General features: G+C 55.0%; 16 protein-coding genes. 7 read left to right on the top strand and 9 right to left on the bottom strand.

Translation table 11 applies throughout. The features are described 5' to 3' along the window. Nucleotides 1–49 precede the first annotated feature (49 nt). From LA756_RS20865 to LA756_RS20855, 3 genes are all read right to left on the bottom strand, one after another. Nucleotides 50–2260: an NfeD family protein gene (locus LA756_RS20865; protein ID WP_224436658.1), complete on the bottom strand. Its 2211-nt coding sequence runs from the start codon at nt 2258–2260 to the stop codon at nt 50–52. A gap of 185 nt (nt 2261–2445) precedes the next feature. Next, entirely contained in the window at nt 2446–3504 is a 1059-nt protein-coding gene (locus tag LA756_RS20860) for a TIGR03009 domain-containing protein (RefSeq protein ID WP_224436657.1), read from the bottom strand. A gap of 96 nt (nt 3505–3600) precedes the next feature. Next, a complete protein-coding gene (locus LA756_RS20855; protein ID WP_224436656.1) occupies nt 3601–4218 on the bottom strand; it encodes an HAD family hydrolase in 618 nt (205 codons plus the stop codon). 107 nt (nt 4219–4325) lie between these two features. On the opposite strand from LA756_RS20855, the gene LA756_RS20850 reads away from it, so the two are divergent. Beyond that, nucleotides 4326–5321: a 2-hydroxyacid dehydrogenase gene (locus tag LA756_RS20850; RefSeq protein ID WP_224436655.1), complete on the top strand. Its 996-nt coding sequence runs from the start codon at nt 4326–4328 to the stop codon at nt 5319–5321. A gap of 317 nt (nt 5322–5638) precedes the next feature. On the opposite strand, the gene LA756_RS20845 is transcribed toward LA756_RS20850, so the two are convergent. Continuing rightward, the gene (locus LA756_RS20845; protein WP_224436654.1) at nt 5639–6109 is read right to left on the bottom strand and encodes an EVE domain-containing protein; all 471 of its coding nucleotides are present in this window, start codon (nt 6107–6109) and stop codon (nt 5639–5641) included. Nucleotides 6110–6308: 199 nt separating this feature from the next. Between LA756_RS20845 and LA756_RS20840 the strand changes: the two genes are divergently transcribed. After that, the gene (locus tag LA756_RS20840) at nt 6309–7220 is read left to right on the top strand and encodes a hypothetical protein (protein ID WP_224436653.1); all 912 of its coding nucleotides are present in this window, start codon (nt 6309–6311) and stop codon (nt 7218–7220) included. A gap of 181 nt (nt 7221–7401) precedes the next feature. On the opposite strand, the gene ilvE is transcribed toward LA756_RS20840, so the two are convergent. Next, nucleotides 7402–8259: a branched-chain-amino-acid transaminase gene (gene ilvE, locus LA756_RS20835; protein WP_224440417.1), complete on the bottom strand. Its 858-nt coding sequence runs from the start codon at nt 8257–8259 to the stop codon at nt 7402–7404. Nucleotides 8260–8464: 205 nt separating this feature from the next. Next, nucleotides 8465–9100, bottom strand: coding sequence for a nucleoside monophosphate kinase (locus LA756_RS20830; RefSeq protein WP_224436652.1), 636 nt, complete (start codon nt 9098–9100; stop codon nt 8465–8467). A gap of 240 nt (nt 9101–9340) precedes the next feature. On the opposite strand from LA756_RS20830, the gene LA756_RS20825 reads away from it, so the two are divergent. The 3 genes from LA756_RS20825 to LA756_RS20815 all read left to right on the top strand — a co-directional run bounded on the left by LA756_RS20825 (nt 9341) and on the right by LA756_RS20815 (nt 12152). Next, the gene (locus LA756_RS20825; protein ID WP_224436651.1) at nt 9341–9949 is read left to right on the top strand and encodes a hypothetical protein; all 609 of its coding nucleotides are present in this window, start codon (nt 9341–9343) and stop codon (nt 9947–9949) included. A gap of 68 nt (nt 9950–10017) precedes the next feature. Further along, nucleotides 10018–10596, top strand: coding sequence for a hypothetical protein (locus LA756_RS20820; RefSeq protein ID WP_224436650.1), 579 nt, complete (start codon nt 10018–10020; stop codon nt 10594–10596). A gap of 161 nt (nt 10597–10757) precedes the next feature. Continuing rightward, nucleotides 10758–12152 carry a right-handed parallel beta-helix repeat-containing protein gene (locus LA756_RS20815; protein ID WP_224436649.1) on the top strand — a complete coding sequence of 465 codons (1395 nt, stop codon included), beginning with the start codon at nt 10758–10760 and terminating at the stop codon, nt 12150–12152. Between the two features lie 44 nt (nt 12153–12196). Here LA756_RS20815 and LA756_RS20810 read toward each other — a convergent pair whose 3' ends face one another. Then, nucleotides 12197–13507: a sulfatase-like hydrolase/transferase gene (locus LA756_RS20810; protein ID WP_224436648.1), complete on the bottom strand. Its 1311-nt coding sequence runs from the start codon at nt 13505–13507 to the stop codon at nt 12197–12199. Nucleotides 13508–13839: 332 nt separating this feature from the next. On the opposite strand from LA756_RS20810, the gene LA756_RS20805 reads away from it, so the two are divergent. After that, nucleotides 13840–15141 carry a rhamnogalacturonan acetylesterase gene (locus LA756_RS20805; RefSeq protein WP_224436647.1) on the top strand — a complete coding sequence of 434 codons (1302 nt, stop codon included), beginning with the start codon at nt 13840–13842 and terminating at the stop codon, nt 15139–15141. Nucleotides 15142–15148: 7 nt separating this feature from the next. Here the strand turns inward: LA756_RS20805 and LA756_RS20800 are convergent, their stop codons facing one another. Together LA756_RS20800 and LA756_RS20795 are read right to left on the bottom strand one after the other, a co-directional pair. Beyond that, nucleotides 15149–16249 (bottom strand): S9 family peptidase, encoded by a 1101-nt coding sequence (locus LA756_RS20800; RefSeq protein WP_224436646.1) that lies wholly within the window; start codon nt 16247–16249, stop codon nt 15149–15151. 151 nt (nt 16250–16400) lie between these two features. Beyond that, nucleotides 16401–17744, bottom strand: coding sequence for a PhoH family protein (locus LA756_RS20795; protein WP_224436645.1), 1344 nt, complete (start codon nt 17742–17744; stop codon nt 16401–16403). A 507-nt stretch (nt 17745–18251) separates the two neighbouring features. Between LA756_RS20795 and LA756_RS20790 the strand changes: the two genes are divergently transcribed. Then, the gene (locus tag LA756_RS20790) at nt 18252–19766 is read left to right on the top strand and encodes an FHIPEP family type III secretion protein (protein WP_224436644.1); all 1515 of its coding nucleotides are present in this window, start codon (nt 18252–18254) and stop codon (nt 19764–19766) included. Nucleotides 19767–19929: the final 163 nt, after the last annotated feature.

Genomic DNA, 19929 nt, shown 5'->3' with positions numbered 1-19929 from the left:
CTCGATCTTTCCCAGGGTCGTTCCAACGTAATCGTTTCCGCGCGTCTGCTTACGACGCCGCACGAACAATGGCGTAGTTGCCGCGGACTTCCACGACGACAATCTTGTCGCCTGATTCAATCATATCACCGTCGGAGGTGACGCTCACGATCTCGTGTCCGATTTTGGCTTTGCCGCTAGGCCGCAGCGCCGTCAGGGCATGTCCCGTGTTGCCGACCAGGTGCGAAAGATCGACGATTGTTTCGCGGCGGCGAATCTCTTCCATCGCCTCGTCGTCAGGAGCGTCGAGCATCGTTTGATTCAAGAATGGCGTCCGCGGCAGTACATGTTTGGCAAACAGCGCCGCGGCGATCATCCCTGAAAACAGCACCAACACGGTCGCCAGCGAGTAAGGCACCTGATCGAGTTCGTAGTCGGTCGATGGCCAGATGAATGTCTGCATCGCGAGCACGATCCCCGTGATGAACATCATCCCCCCGCCGAGACCAAAGATCCCGAAGCCTGGCAGAACCAACACTTCCAGCAAAATGAAGAACAAACCGCCCACGATTAGCAATGCTTCGAGCCAGCCAGCGGTGCCGTTTAAAAAGCGGCTCCAGAAGAACAGACCGAAACACATGATGGCGACGAAACCCGGAACGCCAACGCCGGGGGCTTTGAATTCGCTGATCATCGCAATCACGCCGATGAACAAGCAGAACATCGCCAAGCTAGGGCTGGCCAAGATCTCGATGAACTGTTGGGCCCAGTTCGGCTTGGGAACGGCCAATTCGTCCGGCAGTCCATACCGGCGTGTGACATCGGAAACACTACTCGCCGGCGCGTCGGCCACGCCCCAGTCGAGCGCTTTGGTACCGCTTAGTTGAAGTGGTTGATCGGGCTGAGTGACTTCCGCCCCTTGTTTCCACTCGCCGGCTTGCGGCATGTCAGCCGCTTCTCGCTCGCTGAGGTATTTCACCAGCGTTGTGCCAGGTCGGTCGTAGCGGAAGACTTTCAAATCGGGATCGTTCATCGCGCCCCAAACCGACCAGGAACGGTTGGCTTCGGTCGAGATCTTCGCGAGATAATCTTCCAAGTCGGCGCGGCCTTGCGGGGTGTAGGTATAGCTGCCGGGACCGCCGAGCTTTGCTTCCGGAGCGATCGCGATCTCGTCGCACGCAAGGGCAATCAGCGAAGCGTTGGAGGTGGCTTCCTGGGTGATCAATGCCACGGTATGAACTGTGTCAGGCAGCCCCAACAGGAAGTTGACCATGTTCTCGCAGGCAACCGGATCGCCCCCTTGCGACTTCAGTTCGATCAACAGAAAGTTCATGCCGTTGGTCACCGCATCTTGCATGGACAAAGAAGTCCGCTGCACCATGCGGTTGGAGATCTCGCCATCCATGATGAAGCGAGCCGCTTTCCAATTGCGGTTCAAGCCGAGATCTTGCGTGATCTGGTTTTCGGGAATCTCCAGCAGCGCGGCCAATTGGCGATAGTTCTCGCTCAGATGGCTGATCAATTGCAGATCTTGTCGCAGTTGATTGGCGGTGAAGAGGCCCATCTGCCCACGCGGCACGAGCTTCTCGGAGGTGGCGACTTGTCCTTCCGCTTTCAGTTTTGCATACTCCTCGCCGTCGACAAAACGGCGATCGTTGACGCGGTAGATCTCGAGGCTTGGGTCGAGCATTCCCAACGCAAGCGTCGGTGGCAAGACATTGCGGAAGCCGGCAATCTCTTCATACGCCTGCCGCATGGTGGTCGAGATCGAGGCTTCGTCGATGCCTGCTTTGCCGAGTTCGGCGTCGGGATGCATGACGATTTGTTCACACGCCAAGGGAACCAAAACGGCGTGACCTTCGATTGGACCTTTCAGAAACGCGACCGTCTTGAGGCGTGTCGCTTCTTTCGAGGTAAGGAACCGGGCAATGGCGAGACTTCGCTCGAACTCGCTTCCTTGCGTTTGCCCCTGATCGTCCGCTTCCATCTCGAGGATCACGACAGGACGCTGGTCCTTGTCGGTCAGGCGAGAGAGCAACTTTTGCAGGCTTTGCTTGATGTCGGTATCGACCGTACCGGTGATCGGCAGGGGGACTTTCAGCCGCACGGCCGTCAGTTTGGCGGCAGCAGCCGGATCTCGTTCCGCTGGGTCTGGCTGGATTTCCTCCTTAGCAGCGGGATCGTTATTTTGCGACCAAACTGCCGAGGGGAAACAGGTGACTAGAGCCAGGAACAGAAAAGCGTCTGCCCACCAGACCCAGGTGCCGCGAGCTTTCAACATCCGGGAACCTTATCTACGCAGGAATCGAACGTCGGAATTGGCGTCGATATTCTCAAGTAACTGAATTATAGCGCGCTTGTAAACGGGGCAAAAGAAAATCCACCTTTCCGATTCGTGAAGGAATCGAGAAGGTGGATTCTGTGCGAATTAAGGCGATTTGGGTGGGTTGCGTCTTCAACCCGGTTTTAACGCGGAATCGACGCGTTGGGCCGGCCTGCGTTGGCGGGGGCCTGGCCACCCTGCTGCATTCCTGGCGACTGCTGCACGACGCGTTGCCAACCGCTGGGCAGTTGCGGCTGATAGAACGATCGTTTGAACATTTGCTGCAAGTTCGCGGTCAGGCCACCTTCTTCGTAGGTCTTACGATCCGAGAACTGGTAGACGGTTCGCGAGTAGTTGGGCATGTTCGGCGGCTGTGCCTGAGGGTTGTAGTTCCGATCGAACACGGCAATGGCGAACGGCAGGAACTCTTCTCGGTCGATCAAGATATCGATGTAACGATACTCGGCGGCATCTTGTGGACGCTTCGGCCAGGCCTCAAGCCAATATTCGTTGGGGTTGTTCGTCTGATGGGGCGAGACACGCAGGTAAAACCGCTCCTTGATCTCTTGCTTCTTGGCACCGAAAAGGAAGGGAAGGGGACCGTTGGTGATCGCTTGCCCTTGCTGCTCCGGCGGTAGCGGCCAGATCTTCAACTGCTTCGCGGCCACGTCGAACTCGAAGATCGACTGACCATCGCAGACCCAATGTTCGAGCACTTCGGCTGGGCGAAACTCGTAGGAAGGGGCCGATCCGGCTTCCTTCGGTGGCGTGTAGTGCTGAATAGAATCCACTTTGAACAAGCCTTTGTCAGGCTGTTCGTACTTGATGGTGCCTTTGCTGTAGGTCTTGTGCGTGTCTTTGTTGGGTGGTCCGAAGACGGTGTCGTATTCCCAGCGTTCGAAGGAAGCTTCGTAGTGGTTGACCTTCTTGCTGCGGAATTCCCAGAACTGCAGGATGTCGTCAATGTACTTCTCTTCCTGCGGATTGATCTGGAACGGAGCCGGCATCATTTGCGGCTGGCCCGCTTGAGCCTGGCCGGCGACCATGCCGGGTTGAAGATTTTGCTGCTGCGGATTTACCTGCTGGCCATTCTGAGCAAGACCGAGAGGCTGGCCGTTGTTATTGGGGGCCTGGGCGAAGGAGCTGCTGCCGACGAGGCCAATAACGGCCATGCACGCCGCGAGGAAGATTCCGTTCTTCATCGAGGATTTCCGCTTTTGAGGGGGACCAAACACGACTGAGAAGCCCCAGCCGATGGGGAAACGAGTTTGGATGGTATCACATCGCCAGCGTGTGACCTAGATCGAATCTTCGCGCGGAGCTAGCAAGTGGTAAAGCTCGTTAAAATGGGTTGCTACATGAGTGGCCAATTGGTGACCTGCCACCGTTTGAGGGGCTTTGCCTTCGGTGAAAAGGACACTCGGGCAACCGGCATGATGCGCCGAGAGAATGTCCAGTTCGTAGTCGCCAACCATCACCACTTCGTCGACCGCAAATTGCCAACGCCGGCAGATCTCTTGAATTGCCCACGGATCGGGCTTGTGAGGACCATCTTCACGACAGATGACGATGTCGAAGTAATGCCCGATCTCCAGCAGTTTCAACGTTTGCTGCGTGACAGGCGTGCTGTTGCGCGTGACGATCGCCATCGGTCGACCTTCCAATGCCAGCGCGGCGAGCAATCGATCCGCCCCGTCGATCATCGAGGCCCGTTTGGCCCCGTCCATTTCGTGACGATGAAGAATTTCTTCTTTGGCGATGCGCTCTGCTTGGGAGAGCTCGACTAACTGCTCTAAGATGGGAATGCCTGGCCGCAAACCCATTTCGGAACGCATGGCAGCAAAGTCGAGGCCCGAGTCGACAAGCGTCCCGTCCATGTCGAAGATGATGCCTTTAAGATGGGAAAGTGCGGTCATAAAGCGTGGCTACAAATTTGAATTGCGAAGTTCAACGATAAATCTTGTTTCCTCTCCCCCGCAGACGGGGGCGAGGGGACAGGAATGGAAATACCGAAAGGGAAGCTGTGGAAGTTGCTGTCTTTGGAACGAAATCGTACGACCGTCAATTCCTGGAAGCGGCCGCCGAAGGGAGTGACATTCAGTGGCACTTCATCGAGCCACGATTGACCGCAACGACGGCACCACTGGCTCATCCTTTCGAAGCGATCTGTTGTTTCGTGAACGATGAAATCTCGGACGGCGTCCTTACCAGGCTGGCCGAAGGAAAGACGAAACTAATCGCCATGCGATGTGCCGGGTACAACAACGTCGACTTGCCGAAAGCGGACGAGCTCGGCATACAAGTCGCCAGGGTACCGGCTTACAGCCCTTATGCGGTCGCCGAGCATGCGGCTGGTTTAATCCTGACGCTCAACCGCAAATACCACAAGGCGTACAACCGTGTCCGTGAAGGGGATTTCTCGCTCGGAGGGCTGCTTGGCTTCGACTTGAATGGCAAGACGGTCGGCGTGATCGGTACTGGGAAGATCGGCCAGCTGTTCGCCAAAATCATGCATGGATTCGGGTGCGATCTGCTGGCCTACGACATCCACGAAGCAGAAGAATGCACCAAGCTGGGCGTCCACTATGTTCCACTGGATGAACTGCTGGCCAAGTCGGACATTATTTCGCTGCATTGTCCCTTGCTGCCGGCCACGAAACATTTGATCGGCGACGACGCCATTGCCAAGCTGAAACCAGGGGCAATGATCGTCAACACCAGCCGCGGCGGCTTGATCGATACGGTCGCAGCGATCGGCGGGCTCAAATCAGGCCAAATCGGCTCGCTGGGAATTGATGTCTACGAGGAAGAAGCCGAACTGTTCTTCGAGGACAAGTCGGAAACGGTGATCCAAGACGACGTCTTTGCCCGACTGATGACATTCCCGAACGTGCTCGTCACCGGTCACCAAGGCTTCTTCACCCAAAACGCCCTGGAAGCGATCGCAGAAGTGACGGTACAGAACTTGAAAGAGTTTGGAGCGGGAAAAGAGCTCACCAACGAGGTTAAGGTTTCGTAGAAAAGAGCCAGACTCGCTACGACCTCTTCGGGATCTTATACACCGAAGCGAGCTATTTGGGTGGCCCGGTTTGCTTGCAAACCGGGGAGGCGAAGCCGAATCGAGGCCCTCACGTTCGCTTAACTTGCCGAAGTGACTTCAATTGGGCTTCGCCTCTTCCTACTTTCTGTCGCCCCTTCAGGGCTCACTTTCTATTTCACCGTTTTCCAGGGGCTTACGCCCCTGGCTATTATCGATCGCCCTTTCAGGGCTAAGAGATTGTCCGACTTGGCGAAACAAAAGAACTCAAGCCGTTGTCCCTTGAGCGTACGTTGCTTCTACAACGTCACGCTGGCCAGTTTCAGGATGGCGTCGAATTCTTTCTTTTTCACTGGCTGGACCGACAGGCGAGAGCCTTTGCGCATCAGTTCCATATCGGCCAAGGCTTTGACGCCGGTCAGTTGATCTCGGCCCAACGCTTCGGGGAACTTCTTTTTCAGCTTGATGTCGACCATGAACCAGCGTGGGTTCTCTGGCGTGCTTTTGGGGTCGTAGTGGTGGTCGTTCTCGTCCCACGAGGTGAAGTCGGGGTAGCTTTCTTTGACCACCTCGGCCACTCCGACAATCGATGGGGGCTTGGCGTTGGAGTGGTAGAAGAGCACCAGGTCTCCCTTCTTCATGTCATCGCGCATGAAGTTGCGAGCCTGATAGTTGCGGACGCCGGACCAAAAGGTGGTTTTCTTCTTTTCTTTGGCCAGATCGTCGATCGAGTACGACTCTGGCTCTGTTTTCATTAACCAGTAATTCATCGTTGCGTGCTATCACTTATCGAGGATTTCGCCGTAAATGCCGACGATTTTCATGTTTCTTTCCAACTCGATAGAATAAACGATGCTTGGTCCGTTTGTCATGGGTGCTCAGCTGCTGTTGACGTAGCCGCCCTATTGCGAGACAAACGCCCCCTCAACCCTATCCGGTCTGGATGCCCAGCGTAAGAGTTTCACGGAATTGAACAGCATCACGCGAAAAAGCGACGAATTTCTCGCCGTCCCCATGTTTGTGGCGACTGTGGCGATGCTGTCGTTCTTCGCGCTGACGGTGCAGTTTTTCATGGCCAGTGAGGCGAACCAATCGGAGGCGCTCGTCAACGCGTTTCTCTGGCTTACCTTCGCGATGTATCCCATCTTCTGGCTGGAAGCGGCGTGGCATTTTTCGATCGATAGCCCACGCAAATGGCAAACGCTGTATGCGTGCCTCTTGCCACCGCTGCGGTTGGCCCGACGTGACATGGACACCGGCACACGCATGTGGCTGCCGATCCTCGGTTGGCGGCATATCGATGAAGATCTGCACGAAGAAGTCGAGCGTGATTTGAGCGTGCCGATGATTATTGTCGCGGTGGCCATCTTGCCGCTGCTGGCGATTGATTTCATCTGGACGCGGCAAATGGAAGCCAACCCTTGGCTGCAGCTAGTGGTCGAAACGGGCTTCAGTATTACCTGGCTGGCATTCACGATGGAATTCATCGTGATGTTCTCTATCGTTCATAAGAAGATCGATTACCTGAAAAAGCACTGGGTCGATCTGCTGATCATCTGTCTGCCGCTGATCGCATTCCTCCGTGTGTTCCGCATGACGCAGATTTTGCGGCTCCAGCAAGTCACCAGGGCGACGCGGGTCTACCGAATGCGTGGATTGGCGTTACGCGTATGGCGTGGACTGCTGGCGATGGATGTGATCAGCCGACTCGCACGCGTCTCGCCGGAAGCAAAGATCGAAACGCTTCGGCAACTCATCAGAGAGAAGCAGCGTGAGATCTCGAACATGGAAAATGAGATCAACAAGCTACAAGCCACGATCGATTCCGCCCCAGAGAAAACAACCGCCACAAGCGACCTCCGCGAAGGGGAAGCGGCGTAAGATTTAATGCATCCCCAGCAAACAGGCCATCTTCTATCAGGTAGGGTGTGTTTCATCGCACCACGCATTACCTGACGATTTTCAACACGCATCAATCCTAGAAGCCATTGGCAAAAGGAACCAATGGCAGGACTTTTCCAGGGTTCGGTGCGTCGAGACGCACCCTACGTGGCGGGCTGATTTAGCCGGTCGTGTGCTCGACGAAGAGCTGCTTTAGCTTCTTGGTGATGGGGCCTGGCTTGCCGTCGCCGATTTCTCGGTCGTCCACTTTCACCACGCCGATCACTTCCGCAGCGGTCCCTGTCATGAAGCATTCATCGGCGACGTAGACATCGTGCCGCGTCAGGGTCTTCTCGAACGTTGGAATGCCCGCTGCTTTGGCCAATTCCAGCACCACTTCCCGCGTGACACCTTCCAGAATGCCAGCGTCGGTCGGCGGGGTCAGCAAGTTGCCGTCGCGGACAATGAAGATATTGTCGGCGGTACACTCCGACACTTCCCCCTTATGATTCAACATCAATGCTTCCAAACAACCAGCATTGCTGGCTTCGATCTTCGCCATGATGTTGTTCAGGTAGTTCAGCGACTTGATCCGTGGCGAAAGGGCCGCAGGATGGTTGCGGATAGTGGCCGCGGTGATGATCGCCAAACCGTTGTCGTAGAACTCTTGGGGGTAGAGCTTGATCTTGTCGACAATGATGATGACCTGGGGATCGTGCGTCCGTTCAGGTCCAAGCCCCAGCGTACCGGCACCGCGGGTAATCACCAGGCGAATGTATCCGTCAGTGAATTCGCTTTGCTTGACCGTCTCGAGACAAGCGGTCGTCATCTCTTCGACGCTCATCGGGATCTTCAGACAGATCGCCTTGGCCGAATCATAAAGACGGCGAATATGCTGTTCTAGGCGGAAGATTTTCCCGTTATAGATTCTCAGCCCCTCAAACACCCCGTCGCCGTACAAAAGTCCATGATCGAAAACGCTGATCATCGCTTCGTTCGGAGCGAAAAACTTCCCGTTGATATAGACTTTCGCGGACATGGGTATCTTACTGACAGACTCGGGGTGTGGGGTGGAAACTCGCATTATACCCTAATCCTATGATTGCGCCCTAGTGCCCTCCACAGGACGCCTCCGGCGGAGTGTTGAAACTTCACACTCTCTGCCAGACATGCGATTCAGGACAAGGTTCAGCAGCGGGAAAGGATTTTGACCACCGCTGGCCAACCCCACAAGAGGGGGCAGCCTAGACGATATCCAACGCCCTACGGATTTCGTTCTGGACCGAGTCGACCGGCTGGGTTCCGTCGACTTCGACGACAAGTTCTTTGCGGCGGAAGATTTCCAGCACCGGCTTGGTCTTTTCGTGGTATTCGGCCAATCGATTGGCGAGAACTTCTTCGGTGTCGTCTTGCCGGCGAATCAGCTTGCCGCCACAGATATCGCAGCGACCTTCGATCTTCGGACGGTGATCGATCACGTTGAAGTCGACGCCGCAGTCTTCGCACAAGCGGCGTGCAAGGACACGCTTCTTGATCACTTCGTCCGGCACGACAATATGAACAACCGCGTCGATGTCGTAGCTTTCCAGGAAGAACCCGGCCTGATTGGCGTTGCGAGGAAAGCCATCCAGAATGAAACCAAAGTTCCAGTCATGCTCTTGGAGGCGACGCTGGACGATCTCTTCGACGATTTCGTCATCGACCAACTTCCCCGCATTGAGAATACGCTTGATCTTCGCGGCCAGCTTGGTGTGGTTTTTGATATTCCACCGCAGAATGTCCCCAACACCGATATGCGTCAGGTCGAGATGCTGTTCCAACAGTTTGGCCTGGGTCCCTTTCCCGGAACCCTGTACGCCCATGAACACATACTTGTGCATGGCGACGTCCTTGCGAAATCGATCAAGTGGTGGGGTATTTTCTACGACAAGACCTCGATTGTAGTCCTTTCCGAGGTTCAGCGGAATTGGCAAACGTCCGAATCAAGCGTCTCGTTTCGGCATTTCTCGGCGAAGTTGACATCGTCGTCGTCGTAGGTGCGACGTGCGCGTGGTTTCTGTTTGCAGACCGTCGAACTCCCCCTGATAATGGTTTCGCAGGTCTACCGAGGAAACCGAATCATGTTGACCGCCGTTCCCCACGCCACGAAGCTGGCCATTGTCGAGAAGTCCGTCCACGTCGATTCCGAACCGTGGCATGTCACGGTCGATCACGATCAAGCCGCCATTGTGCCGCGGCCGATTCCATGGCGGCACATGCTCGGCTTCGATCTTTGCTTCACGCTTTTTTGTGCCACATGGAGCCTCCCGATCCTGTTTTGCGGACGAGATGAAACACGCTGGTCGATGCCTCTCTTCGCGGCCGCATTGGCTGTTGCCATGTGCCTGATTTGTAACGGCGTCATGCTGTGGAAGCTGGGCATCGCCTGGCTGCGCGGCCCAAGGCTTGTGGTCGACCTGTCGCTGGACAATTTCCAACTTCCCACCTACATGCGTACCGTTTCTCGGTCGAGCGTGATCGGCATTGAAGTTCAACATACGACAACTCGAAACGCCTTGATGCGCGAACGGCAGATGTCGGAACTTGCCGTCCTTCTTCGCGAAGCAGACACGGTCGAGCGGCTTGTCATCCTTCAATCGACGGAGCCGGGCATGTGTGATCGTCTGGCCCAGCAGTTGGCCACGCTCGAGATTATTCCGGTGAGTATTTCCCAAGAATCGAGTAGCTGAGACGAACACTTTTTCGGCGGGTCACTTACGACAACTTTGGTGAAGGGTTTTAGTTTGCGGGGCATGTCATGGTTCAAACGCTTCCTTCTCCTGTGACAGAATACTTGTCGCGGCTTGAACGCTGCTTGAAGTCAAAGTCAGGCGTTGTGCCGGAGGACGCGTTGGCGACCGTTCGTTCGCATCTGCAGGAACAGCACCGCAAGCTGCGTGAGACGCAACCAGAGCTTTCCGATGAACAGCTTCTCGAGCAGTTCTCCGCCAAGTATGGCACGCCGGAAGAAGTTGCCGAGCAATATGAAGATGTGGCCCAACCGTTTCAGCAGTTTCTGCCGGGCTATGCGCCTGGATGGCGGATCTTTTGCACGCAGTGCGGTCGCAGCGTTCCGCTCGCCAAAGCTGGAGGAGTCCGCATTGGGGCCAAATCGAAGCATAAGTATGTCCTCGGTTGGTGCCGCGGATGCCGTTGGTTTCGCTGGCTTCGCGTGAAACAAGATTTAGACGACGCGAATCTGACCGAACGCTTGGGCGCGGAACAAACGCCAGAAGCGATTCGCGCCACCATGCACATGAACTTCTGGATCGTGTCGCTTCTGTTTGCGGTGGGACTCGTGGCGACAATCGTGCCGCTTTTATTGCTTTTTCGGTAAAAGTGGCCCAAAGCTGGCTTTCCATGTTGCGGCGTGGCAAGATGAACTAACCGACCCTGCCCCGAAGCTCCTCGGGTCGCTCGCGTTTTGTTGGATTGCGTGGCGACACCTGCCTGCCCTACTTGCCTCTTCACCTCCTTTCCGACAGGGATTTTCCCACAATGAAAACGCCTGCGTTCTCAATGCTATTCGTGTTGCTGTTTGCCGCTTCTTCTCTCGCCGAGCCGATCACTACCGTTGAAGCACTCGTTCAAGCGGTGCAAGAAGGCGAAGAAGGAGCGACGATTACGATCGGCCCTGGCACGTTTGAACTGGCAGGTCCCCTCGAACCGAAATCGGGAATGACCCTACAAGGTGCCGGAATCGGTAAGACCGTTATCACGCACGTCGATCGCTGGAAGCCTTCGACGAAGACGCTTCCCGACCCAGAGATGAAAACAAACGGCATGGATACCCAGGCTTATCTTTTTCGCCTGCAAGATAAAGCGGCCGGCGTGACGATTGCCAACATGACTTTGCGTGGCCCGCAGTTGCATGGGGCCATCTTTGGTTATGGCAACGAAGACTTGCATTTGCATCACCTGCGTATCGAAGATTTCCTGTGGAGCGGTATTCGTACATTCGCCATGCAGCGAGCCAAGATTCATGACTGCGAATTCATCGACGCCGGCGGCCGCTGGGAACGAGGCCAGCCTGGCACACGCGGAGGTATCACCGGTGGAGCGATCTTCGCGATCTGGATGAAAGATAGCGAGATCGCTCATAACCGATTCACGCGGACGCAGATGGCAAAAGAAAAAGAGTTTTACGGCATCAAATGTCGTCAAGGAAAACGATGCCGGGTTCATCACAACACGATCGAAGTCAACTTCTCGATGGAGTTCCCTTTTGAAAATGATGAGGACGTCGAAATCGACCACAACATTTGTCACGGAACACTCTCGATCCCCAAGCATGCCGGCGGACCTGTTCCGGAAAGTGGGCGGACGTTTCATATCCATCACAACTATCTGCGCGACAGCTACTCGATTGAGTTCGTTCGCAATGGCGTGGAGATCGATCACAACCGATTCGACTTCGACACCGAGAAAGATCACGGAAACCTGATCTCTGGTTTTGGCAAAGCGCCCGCTTCAGGCCCCGCCGTTTTCCACAACAATTTGATCAGCAACCCTGGCCGTGGTGTGATTTGGATTAACGAACCATACAACCATTTGACGGTGCGGAATAATCACATCCGCACCAGCACCACAAAAACGCCTCGCACGGAAGGTTTGTTTGGGCTGAATCGCGAATGCGACTTTAAGACGATCGCCATCCGCGACAATGTGATCGAGTGTGAAGGAGAAGCCCGGCCGTTGCTCAGAAACGAAGAAAGCTACGCGATGTCGATTACCAACAATCGGCTGACCAACGTGAGCGACACCGACCGCTACGAAAACCGCAAGACCGACGCAAAAGTCGGACTCGAAAAGCCGCTGAAATTTGATTGCGGCGTTTATAGCGAACTGACCGTCGACGGCTGGGAAACGCGTCCTTCGCAGGGGACGCGTTAGCTAGTTAGATCGCCAGTCTCGCACTTTAGTGAGCCGGTCCTGGTCTATTTCTCGGCGTTGTCCAGTTCGGCGTAGACAGCTTCAAGCTGCTGCTTGGCTTGCTGCTGTTCTGGAGAGAGGTTCTCTTTGAGCGACTTCCCTGGTGGCAAACCAAAGTCGACCACGGGACGAAGCGTCGTTCCGTTGAGCAGGAAATAGTCTCGATTGCGAACCAAGCGTTTGTTGCCGTAGTGAGCGTAAATCCAGTCTCGCTTGGCTCCTTCTTTGCCCAGCAGTTGCGGGGCAAAGCTGCGGCCGTCGAGATATTGCTTCGGTTGAGGAGCGTCGGCAAGCTCCAGCATTGTCGGCATCAAGTCAGAAAGATCGATCAAGTCGTTGTTGACCTGATTCGGCTTGATCGTGCCGGGCCAGTTGGCGATGAGAGGGACCCTGATTCCGCGATCGGTCATCGTCCCTTTGCCGCCGTGAACGTTTCGCGAGACGTTTCCATCGGACCAGTTTGACGTGATGCGTCGGTCGCATCCGTTGTCGCCGGTGAACAAGATGAGGGTGTTGTCGCGAAGCTTCATTGCGTCGAGTGCCGCGACGATTTGGCCGACCTGAAAGTCAAGATACTCGACCATGTCTTTCATGTACCGCTTATCACCATCGCCGTTGGCTGCCTTCAATGGTTCGTCGCTGTTGGGGGTCGGCTCCCAAGGGTAATGTGGCAATAATGCCGTATAGTAAACCAGAAACGGCTGGTCCTTATGCCGTCGCATGAAGTCGATCAGAAACTCGACATTTGCTTCTGGTCCGTAGCCGCCATGCAGTTCTTTCTGCAGTACTTTGCCGTTTTGACGCATGGTCGGGTTTGCATAACGCGAGGTCTTTTCGCCGTTATGGAAGATCTGCCACATCTGCGACTCGTCGAAGCCATGACCGGCCAACAAATCGCGCTCGTTCAGAAACGACAGCTGCCACTTCCCGGCCATCGCCGTAGCGTACCCTTTTTGCTTAAGCTGCGTGGCGAAGCTTGTTTCCTTGGCAGGGTCGAGGAATTCGCGATGCTGATCCGGCAGGTAAATAATACGAGGAATGCCGTTGCGAAACGGATATCGCCCGGTGAGCATCTGGGCCCGTGTCGGCGAGCAAACCGGATTGGCGAAGCAATGCGTGAACTGCAAGCCACCTTGGGCCAACGCATCGAGATTGGGCGTTTCGTACGACTTTCCTCCGTAGCACCCGACCCCTTCTATGCCGAGATCGTCCGCCATGATGACGACCAGATTGGGAAGTCGCTCTTGAGCGAGGCAATTCGTGGAAACCAGCAGTAGGGCAACTACAGCGATCGAAAGAGAAAACAGCTTGTGCATGAGAAGCTCTTGATGGAAGGGCAAGGGGAAAGGTGGACGTTCTAGCGTAAACGACGTTAGCCGCGTTGTCATCCGATTGACCATTGCCCCGACAGACGGACGTCAGGCATTTTCAATTCGCGGAAGAAAGAATCGACTCGCTTTGCGTCAATTTTTGCAAGCCAGCGAGATCGAATCAACTCGTCATTTCCAGCAATCACTGTTTATCAGACCAGCCTTAGCACTGCCACACACCCTTGTTTTGCGACAACGCTGATGTGCACTTGGTGGGCTCGACAAGTATTCTGGAGGTAAAAGATGACACTTTTCACCGTTCCTGTCAGACAACCTCCATGATGCGTGCCCCTATGTTCTTCCGGTCGGCTTCTAAACTGTTCTATTGTGTGCTGCCGCTGCTGACGTTTCTGCTGCTGAGTCCGAACGTGCATGCCGACAAACCGAGCGGGCCCTGGAAGTTCGACCTAGGCGATGGCCCTGCAGGCGATGGCTATGTTCCTGTGGGAAGTAAGAGTATCTACTCCGACGAACAGCAGTTTGGGTTCGATCTAAATACGTCGCCCCGGTCGATCGAACGAGAAGACAACAATGACGTCCGCAGCGATGCGATGACGAGCGACGAACCGTTCTTTTTCTCGGCGAAGCTACCGGAAGGAAATTACCGCGTGACGGTAACTTTCGGCGATGCCGAGAACGCAACATCGACTTGGGTCAAAGCAGAGTCGCGCCGCTTGATGCTCACCGAAGTGGCCACGCGGCCAGGCGAATTCGAGCAGCGAGCATTTACCGTTAACATACGCACTCCAGCTCTGCCGGACGGCGACCATGTCGGATTGAAAACGCGCGAGCAGGGCGTGCTTCACTGGGACGATAAACTAACGCTCGAATTCAGTGGCAAGTCGCCATCGATTAACGCGATTGAAATAGAAGCGGTTCCAGAGGCAACGACCATCTATCTGTTGGGCGATTCGACCGTCACCGATCAACCGCGAGAGCCATGGAACAGTTGGGGACAGATGCTACCCCGATTTTTCGGACCGGAGGTTGCGGTTGCCAATCATGCGGAGTCAGGAGAATCGATCAAGGGCTCGCTCCGGGCCCGACGTGTGAAGAAGGTCCTGACGTCACTCAAGCCTGGCGATTACGTGCTCGTTCAGTTTGGGCACAACGACATGAAGGACAAAGCACCTGACGCGTTGGCCAAGTACAAGATGAACTACGAACAACTTGTGGAGGATGTCCGTTCCCGAGGAGCGACTCCGGTGCTGATCACCTCGATGGAACGAAAAGCTGGCGTCAAACAACTAACCCTGCAAGGCTACCCCGATGCCGTTCGAGACGTAGCCAAAGCGAAAGACGTGGCGTTGATCGATCTGCAGACAACGAGTGTTACGTTGTACAAGGCCCTGGGAGACCAACTCGGAGCGGCGTTTCAAGACGGCACGCACCACAATGCCTACGGCAGTTACCTGTTGGCCAACTGCGTAGCAGAAGGCATTCGTGACAACGTACCGGAATTGGCGACGCATCTGCGAACGGACGTGCCGCCGTTCGATCCGCACAAACCGATGCCTCCCAAAGCGTTCCGTGTGCCGCCAAGTCCAAGTGTGGATTTAACGAAACCAGATGGAAGTTAACATCGTTTCATTCGCCGAAATGTTGCTTCAGGAAAGCCAACGTCTTGTTGTTGGACCAGGCATGGCCACCTTCAAAGAAATCGGCATCGACGTTTTCGGGGCAACCTAACAGCTCGTACACCTTTTTGAGTCGGGCATACTCTTTCCTTGCTCCGTCGATTGGGAAAATACGATCGTCGATGCCATTGATCAGCAAGACCGGGCGCGGGGCGTGCAACGCAACGACATCAGCCATCTCGCCTTCGCGCATGATGCCAGGCAACGTGTTGCAGATGCAGTGATGGATGGCGTAGATCGATGTTCGGTACTCGGAGAAAGCCCCTGCGATCATCGCGAGCTTGACACGATCGTCCAAGATCGGCAGGTACATCGTTAGCGTACCACCTCCCGATAGGCCGCAAACACCGATGCGTTGTGGATCGACTTGATCTTGCGTTTCCAGAAAGTCGATCACCCGCATGGCATCCCAGCAGCGAATTCCTTGCGGGGTCATGCCCATCAGAAACGCGTTCATCGTCGTCTCGTGACAACTACGACGCGGAGACTTGATCCCGTAATCTTGCCGCCCGGCTGTTTCGTTCCAACCCCGCACGACAATTGCCGCGGTAATGTAACCATGCTCGGCCATGTAAACGGCGTAATCGAGTGCGTGCTCGTCGGTCTTCTTTTTTTGTGCCGGCGTTTCGTTCAAGCGAATATAAGGATCGATGCCGCTGTGCCCATGCAGGCAGACGATTGCCGGAGTTTTCTTGTTCAAGTCGTGCGGCACAAAGTAATAGACGGGGATTCGATAGTTCAATTCGCCACGAACGTAGATTTTGTGGCGCGTGAACTTGTCGAATTTCTTCTCTTCCTCCCATGTCACTTCCAACGGGATCGGATCCGGCATTTCTCCCAACAGTTCGACGACCGTGGCATGCATCTTTTTCCGCCACGCTTCGTGCTGCTCCGGCGTGGTCGCATCGTGCATCTGAGCGGGAACAACCTTCATTCCGAGAAGCTGGAAGTTGACACTGACGTTGTTTAAGTCAGGAGCTTGTTGAGCCGTTGCCGTAGAGGCGATGGTGGAAAGAACCAAAAGCACGAATAGCACACGAAGCGTCGTCATCGGCGAGATCTCTGGCAGGAGGAAGGGAGGCAGGTAACGCCCTTACTTTGTCATACCGACGACGAGAAGAAAAGCAGTTTCTCTATCACGCCACGAAAAATGCCCACGGCAAGCGTGGGCATTTGCTGAACTTCGTGGTTCATGAAGGTACTTACAGGAGTTCGCTGGCGATGTCGGCGAGTTCGGAGCGTTCGCCTTTCTCGAGCGAGATGTGGGCGTACAAGTCTTGCCCTTTCATCCGGTTGATCATGGTCGACAAACCGTTGGAAAGACTATCCAGATAAGGATGGTCGATCTGGTTGATGTCGCCGGTAAAGACGATCTTGGTTCCTTCGCCGGCCCGGGTGATGATCGTTTTCACCTCGTGCGGAGTCAGGTTCTGAGCTTCGTCAACAATCATATACATCCGCTGCAAACTACGACCACGAATGTAAGCCAGCGGCGTGATGACCAGCTTTTCCTGCTCGAGCATGCGGTTGATCCGCTGGGCCTCTTTGTCGGTATCGTTGAACTGATGCCGAATCACCGAGAGGTTATCGAACAACGGTTGCATGTAAGGATCCATCTTCGCGGAGATGTCACCTGGCAAGTAACCGAGGTCTCGATTGGAAAGCGGAACGACCGGACGAGCAAGCAAGATCTGTCGATATGCAGACGAGCAAGCCAATGCCGATGACAACGCCAGCAGCGTTTTCCCGGTACCTGCTTTGCCGGCCAACGTGACCAACTTGATGTTGTCGTCCATCAACGCTTTGATCGCGAAGACTTGTTCCGCGTTGCGTGGCTTGATGCCGTAAGGGCTGTACTTCTCGATCCTTCGCAGGATTTGCTCTTCCTGATTGAAGGTGGCAAGCACCGACTTCGAACCGTTTCGCAGCACGAAGTTTTCGTTGGCGATCGGCGCTTCGACTTCGGGAAAGTCTTCCAGCTGGACGTTGCCGGAATCTTGGTAGAAGCGATCGATCTGTTCGGTGGTGATGTTCTCGAGGATTCGACGTCCTGAATAAAGACTGTCGAAGCTTTCGATTTTGTCGTTGATGTAGTCTTGCGACTGAAGGCCAAGACTTTTCGCCTTCATCCGAAGGTTTACGTCCTTGGTAATGAGAATGACCCTGCGATCTTTCACATAATGTTGAAGATGCAGGGCCGTGTTGAGGATTCGATTATCAGGCGAGTCGTTCAGGAAGACCTGGTGGAGCCGGGCGTCTAGCTCGTTGGTGATTACCACCCGGAGCCGGCCTTGGTCCTCCCCAAGATTCGCCCCTTCCGCGGAGAGCAAGTCTCCGGTCATCTGGTCGATTTGGCGAAGAAATTCGCGGGCCTGGAAGTTGATGTCCTCGTTACCTTTTTTGAACCTGTCCAGTTCTTCGAGGACAGTGATCGGCAACGCGACGTCATGTTCCTCGAAGTTTTGGAAGGATCTTGCGTCGTGCAAGATAACGTTGGTGTCGAGAACGAAAAGCTTTAACTGAGTCTGCACCGACTGACTAATCATGCGTTCTCCGTTTGCACGGGACCATGGGCACGCGAGAAATGAAATGCCGAGTCGAAGGGCAACAGTGCGTTCCCTGATGGTCACAGTCCATTGCTAAGCTGGATTGTGACCGAGGTGTCAGCCTGCGGAAACCCCGCTTTTTCCCTTCGATGCAATTTTCGGGGAAATAGGCGGGTTGCAGGAAATGGCCACCTCGGAGTGTTTCCGTGCTTCTGTTAATTATACCGATATGGACCGATTCGAGTTTCTCTGGTTCGGACCGTTTTAGCACTTAGAACTATTGCTCCGAGAGCGCAAGTTCTCCTTAGAAGAAACTTTGCGGAACCTTCGCGAGAACTTTGCCTCTCGGGAAAGTCTGCCCAGGTGGACATCACAAAGATCGAAAAACTCTGTTCTTTGAGTTGCCGCTTATCGGGGGCAATGCCTACAATCGACCATACATGGAAGCGGTTTCGCGGATAGTTGCGAGATCCAAGTCGTGCACACTCTTGAGACGAAAGGTTCTCAATGGATTATGCGTCGATTCTGGCTCGTTACATCGGCAGGGAAGTTTATGTATCGACATTTGGCCACGTACGCCTACGTGGAGAACTGGCCGCAGTTTACGAAGATTGCGTCCGTCTTATAAACGCCTCGACTTCGCAAGAGTCGGAGGATGCTCCGTGGTCTAGCTCGGTAACGGATTTTACCGAAGAGGGGACCACACCTGATGGCTCAGAAGCATTGGTTCACTTTCATCACATCGTGGCGATTCGCTGCGGAGATGACGAACTGATGGACCTTCCTGTGCTACCAGAATTCCACTCGGAAGGGCCGGGACAGATCGTGGAAAACGATCCCCCCCAGGCCGAACTTGACGGGCAGGAACCGTGGGAAGCGTTTCTGGAGATCGACCGCTTAACCCTGGAAATGGGACAAAAGTTGGTCAAATTGGTCCATCCCGAGTCGACCGATATCATGCAACGAACCTCCGCGATTCGTTGCCATTTGGCCGATGCGCTGGGGATCGTTATTCCACGGCTGCGGCTGCGAGACTCGCTCGATCTGGGCGATCAGGAATACCGCGTACTGATCGATCAGTATGAAGTCGCACGAGGGCGTCTCGGTCCCGGGCAATACTTGGCCCTCGACATGGGAACCTCCAGTGGAACGCTGGACGGCGTTCGCGGAATCGATCCAACATTCGGTGGCCCTGGCATCTGGATTCAAGAGAGCCAACAGCAAGAGGCCGAGCAGCTGGGGTACCTGGTCATCGATCCAGCCATGCTGATCATTACCCACCTGCAGGAAACACTGCGCCGGCATGCCCACGAGATTTTGACGCTCGGCGATGTGCGGGAAATGCTTGAACGCCTCCGTGATCGCTCACCGGGCGAGTTCGAGGAAATCCGCTCCAGCCCGATGACAGTGTCCATGCTGCACGCTGTTTTGCGTCGGCTTTTAGAAGAAGGGGAGTCGATCAAGAACTTCTCCCGCATCGTCGAGATTTTGGCACTGCACGGACATCGCAATCAAGAGATCGAGTCTTTGGTGGCCATGGTCCGCGTAAGACTGGGGCGACAGTTGGTGCAGCGTTACATCGACGCCGACGGTAAAGTCCACGCGGTGGGTCTCGATCGCGAACTGGAAAAACCGCTGTTACAGATGAGCGACGAAGAAGCTGGCCGGCAAGTTCGCGGCTGGATGGAACGTCTGGTCGATGTGCTGCGGGAATCGTTCGGTCGCTTGGATGATCAGCAGCGTCCTGTTGCCGTGATCGTTTCCTCCGAACTACGAACGCGCTTGTGGCAGATATTGTCGCCTCACTTCCCGCAGATCACGGTGCTGAGCCTGGCCGAGATTCCGCGGGGGACCGAAATCTATTGGCAGATGATTATCTCGCCTGAGGAGGTCGGAGCACTGGAGCCAGCCGTCAAACGCAATCCGCATCCAGCGGTAGCTAAAGATGCGACCTATCGCCCTAGCAAAGGGAAGATGACGGAGCATCTTGCCGAAGAGCTGCCACCGAGACGGCCTCGTTAGCTACCAATCGATTCCCTTGGAAACTTGTAGGATGGCTACTGGCGCTTCGCCGGGTAGCCATCTTTTTTTTGCGCACTAAGCAAAAGCGAAGTCCAGACGGGAGCGTTTGCCAAACGCCGAAAGCGATGGCTTTCGATTCGGAAACCGGAGCCATCCTACGTCG

The sequence above is a fragment of the Bremerella sp. TYQ1 genome (assembly GCF_020150455.1).
GTDB classification, from domain to species: Bacteria; Planctomycetota; Planctomycetia; order Pirellulales; family Pirellulaceae; genus Bremerella; species Bremerella volcania_A.
The sequence above is the reverse complement of the archived record's forward strand: the minus strand, read 5'-3'. Positions and strand labels throughout refer to the sequence as shown.